General features: G+C 60.3%; 5 protein-coding genes and 2 pseudogenes. 1 reads left to right on the plus strand and 6 read right to left on the minus strand.

Annotated features, from left to right (window positions below; translation table 11 throughout):
• From TU74_RS22805 to TU74_RS24515, 5 genes and pseudogenes are all read right to left on the minus strand, one after another.
• Positions 1-1,297: Clp protease N-terminal domain-containing protein (locus tag TU74_RS22805; RefSeq protein ID WP_048377741.1), on the minus strand; the 1,297-nt coding region annotated here is incomplete at its 3' end.
• A 94-nt stretch (positions 1,298-1,391) separates the two neighbouring features.
• Positions 1,392-1,961 (minus strand): Hsp20/alpha crystallin family protein, encoded by a 570-nt coding sequence (locus TU74_RS22810; protein ID WP_048377742.1) that lies wholly within the window; start codon positions 1,959-1,961, stop codon positions 1,392-1,394.
• Between the two features lie 206 nt (positions 1,962-2,167).
• Positions 2,168-2,278: pseudogene (locus tag TU74_RS25205) on the minus strand (helix-turn-helix transcriptional regulator); the annotation flags it as partial.
• Positions 2,275-2,406 carry a hypothetical protein gene (locus TU74_RS24975; RefSeq protein WP_262377751.1) on the minus strand — a complete coding sequence of 44 codons (132 nt, stop codon included), beginning with the start codon at positions 2,404-2,406 and terminating at the stop codon, positions 2,275-2,277. The gene TU74_RS24975 and the pseudogene TU74_RS25205, both read right to left, overlap by 4 nt.
• A gap of 197 nt (positions 2,407-2,603) precedes the next feature.
• Positions 2,604-2,777: a hypothetical protein gene (locus TU74_RS24515; protein WP_162954805.1), complete on the minus strand. Its 174-nt coding sequence runs from the start codon at positions 2,775-2,777 to the stop codon at positions 2,604-2,606.
• A 183-nt stretch (positions 2,778-2,960) separates the two neighbouring features.
• Here TU74_RS24515 and TU74_RS23905 point away from each other — a divergent pair, with 183 nt between their 5' ends.
• Entirely contained in the window at positions 2,961-3,146 is a 186-nt protein-coding gene (locus TU74_RS23905) for a helix-turn-helix domain-containing protein (RefSeq protein ID WP_082149936.1), read from the plus strand.
• A 126-nt stretch (positions 3,147-3,272) separates the two neighbouring features.
• On the opposite strand, the pseudogene TU74_RS24595 reads toward TU74_RS23905, so the two are convergent.
• Positions 3,273-3,522: pseudogene (locus tag TU74_RS24595) on the minus strand (hypothetical protein); the annotation flags it as partial.

Here is a 3,522-nt window from a genome sequence, read left to right on the forward strand (position 1 = left end):
CGTCCTTCTCGATGTACTTCTGATACTCGTTGAGCGTGGTGGCGCCGATCAGGTTCAGCTCGCCGCGCGCCATCATCGGCTTGAACACGTTGGCCACGTCCAGCCCGCCTTCGCCGCCACCCTGGCCTGCACCGACGATGGTGTGCACCTCGTCGATGAAGAGAATCAGCTCGCCCTGGTGCTCGGTCACTTCCTTGAGCACCTTCTGCACGCGCTCCTCGAACTCGCCGCGGTACTTGGCGCCTGCCACCATGGCGTTGATGTTGAGTTCGACCAGACGCTTGTCGCGCAGCGTCTCGGGCACTTCGCCGGCGACCATCCGCTGCGCCAGCCCTTCGACAATGGCGGTCTTGCCGACGCCGGGCTCACCGATCAACACCGGGTTGTTTTTCTTGCGCCGGGCCAGCACCTCGATAGTGGTCTCGATCTCCTGCGCACGGCCGATGACTGGATCGAGTTTGCCCTCGCGCGCCATCTTGGTGAGGTCGCGCGAGTATTTATCCAGCTCGGGCGTGTTGGTCGGCGTCTCGGCGCGGCCATCCTCGGCCCCTTTGCCGACCACCTTGCTTACCTGCTGGCGCAGCGCTTGCGGCGTGAGGCCGTAACGGCGCAGCAGGTTGGCCGCCAAACCTTCGCCTTCCTCGGCGAGCCCGATCAGGAAATGCTCCGGCCCGACATAAGAGTGGCCGAGTTCATTGGAGGCCACGAAAGCACGGCTGAGCGCGTCCTTGACCCGGGGCGACACGCCGATCTCGCCCTCGAACGGCTTGTCGCCGCGCTTGGCTTCGGATTCGATCTGGCGCTTGAGGTCATCGACCTTGATCTTGAACTGCCCCAGGATGGTCTTGACCACGTCGCTGTCGGATAGCGCCAGCAGCAGGTGTTCGGTATCGACTTCGGCGCGCCCGAACTCTGCAGCGTGGCGGGCGGCCTCCTGCAATAGGGCCTCGGACTGTTCGCTGATACGGCTGGCGAGCCCACTGCCGCGCCGGCGCGTTGTACCCGTAGCAGCCGGGGCAGGTTCGCCGAACGAGGCATCGACCACCTCGTCGGTATCGGCCGCCATGGACGGCGAATCGTCACCGATGCGGAAGAAGTCGCTGCCGAGGAAGTCTTCGAACAAACCGCTGCGCGAGCCAAACAGAGCCTCCAGCGGCGAGACGGTGCGCTTTTGCTGGCGCGCCAGTTGGCGATAGTGATCGTCACACAACAGCATGGTGCTGTGGCGACCATTGAGATTGGCTTCCACCCGCACCGTGGCGGACTGGCCGCAGACTTGGCATTGTTTTCTGGCCATGCTGATGCTCCTGTAAAGATTGATTTGACGAGGCGCCACCGATCACGGCGCCTCGACCTTCACCTGGTTTTTTCGGAGGACGAGCCGATCGGCGTCAGCCGTTGATCGGGATCGAGCGGCCCTGCTTGGGAGCACTGGCCTCGCGCTTTTCCATCGTGATCGTGAGTACGCCGTTCTTGAAAGCGGCCTTGATCGTGTCTTGGTTGGCATCGGTCGGCAGGTTCAGAGCGCGCTGAAAGCTGCCGTAGCAGCGCTCCACCCGGTGGAAACCGCCGTCTTTCGTTTCCTGCTCCTGACGCTTTTCACCGTGCACCATCAGCACGTCGTTGTCGAGCGTGATCTGGATGTCTTTTTCCTCGACGCCGGGTACTTCCAGGGCGATCTTGTACTGCTTGTCGGTCTCCTGGATGTCCAGCGCCGGCTTCAGCAGGCCCGGCCAGTCCGACGGCCAGCGTGGCATGGCCAGCGTCGGGAGACCGAAGCCTCGAAACGCGTCGTCGAACAGGCGGTCGATCTCGCGATGCAATTGCAGGATGGGACTGACGGGCCCACCCGCCACCGGCAGGTCATTGCGCTGCACCGGCAGCGAGGCAGTGCTCTGTTGTTCTTCCTGCTCCTTCTTGAACCAGTTCCAGGGAGCCAATTTCTTGAAATCAATGTCCATGTCACACCTCCAGAAGAAAAATTGAAGACTCTCGCTCGCTCCGTTTGCCTGCGGCGACGGACAGCGCGCCCAGACGACACGGAGTGTTCCGCTGACTTTGGCTGCTCATCTGTGCGTATCACCTCCTTCTTTCTGCCTGTTTGGACCTGATCATTGATCCATCGTTCGATTTCACTTTGACGAAACCGCCACGTCCCGCCGACCTTGAAGACCGGAATCTCCCCGTGCGAGGCGAGCCGGTAAAGCGTCCGCTTGCCGACTTTCAAGTAGGCAGCCAACTCGTCGAGTGTGAAGATCGCCTGCTGGCGCGCTGTCATACCACCCCCCAGCCGACGATTTCCCCGAGGCTGCTCAGGCCAACGTGCGGAATTGCCCAGTCGTCGCTGCGGATCGCGTTCCAGAGTCGGGCCGAAACACTTCCGTTGCCCCAGACAACGTAGTTCAACAGTATCCGTCCTGCCAACACACCTTCCCGACACCGCCGCCGAAGGCCATGGCCCATCAAGCGGATTTTCCATGCCCCCTCAGCGCCGTACCTACAGCAAATCTTTTAAGGCCCAGGTCATTCAGGAGTGTTCTGAACCCGGTGCCTCCATCGCAGCTTGACTGTCTTGAGCATCTGCTCGACTCCCTGAGAATTACTTAATCGTTGCTCGACTGACTGGAGGGGGTGGTGGGCTTGGGAATGGAAAGTTCCTGGCTCACCTGCTGCAGAAACCACTCGCGCATGGTCAACCCACGTGCCTTGAGTGCGGCGTAGATCTGCTGCTTTTGGGCAGGATCAACCTCGATCACAACGCGATTGCTAGTTTTCATAGGCTTGGGCACCTGGCTTGGGTCAGTAACGTGATGTGATGTTACGTCAGGCGAGCGGAACTCCAGCAGGGGCACTACGACGCCATTGCGCTCACGGCGTGAGACGGTGAACGCCCTTTCTGCTTCCTTTCCACCACATGGGAGCAGCTCAAGTCGCCTGGTTGATCGACACGCTCGGACTTCATACCGGGCGCCAACCATAACCCCTGCTTGTTGCCGCTGGCCTGCAATATCGACCGCAGCTATATGGGGCGCATCGAGCGTGGTGAAGTAAACATTACCGTCGAGAAGCTGTATCGCATCGCAAGCGTGCTTGCATGCGATCCATCCGGCCTACTGCCTCAGGTGTCAGAGCTGCAGCCCACCTGATCGACCCTGGCGCTCAAGAAGGCTTGAGATTGCCAATGCTATTAGCCCTGGTGTCATTATCCAGACTTCTAGCTAAAATTTAGCCCGACGCTGGTGATGCTGTCGGGGGGGGGAGGCGCAATTCTATCAATGATGCAGCCGAACCTGGCGCGACTTGTTCTGACGCTCCGCTAGCTCCAGCTCTCTCACACGCTCCCAAAGCTGGAGGTTCTGTGTAAGCACTCGATCACGCTGCGAACTGACCATCGCTAGGGAATCTCCGAACAAGTTTTCAAATGTGCTGAAATACGCCTGACCACCTGATCCGAGCCGCCTATGAGCCAGATGAGCTTTTCCGATTTCGAATACGCCGGCAAGCGCAAGCAGACACGCCGCG

The sequence above is a fragment of the Pseudomonas lundensis genome (assembly GCF_001042985.1).
GTDB classification, from domain to species: domain Bacteria; phylum Pseudomonadota; class Gammaproteobacteria; order Pseudomonadales; family Pseudomonadaceae; genus Aquipseudomonas; species Aquipseudomonas lundensis.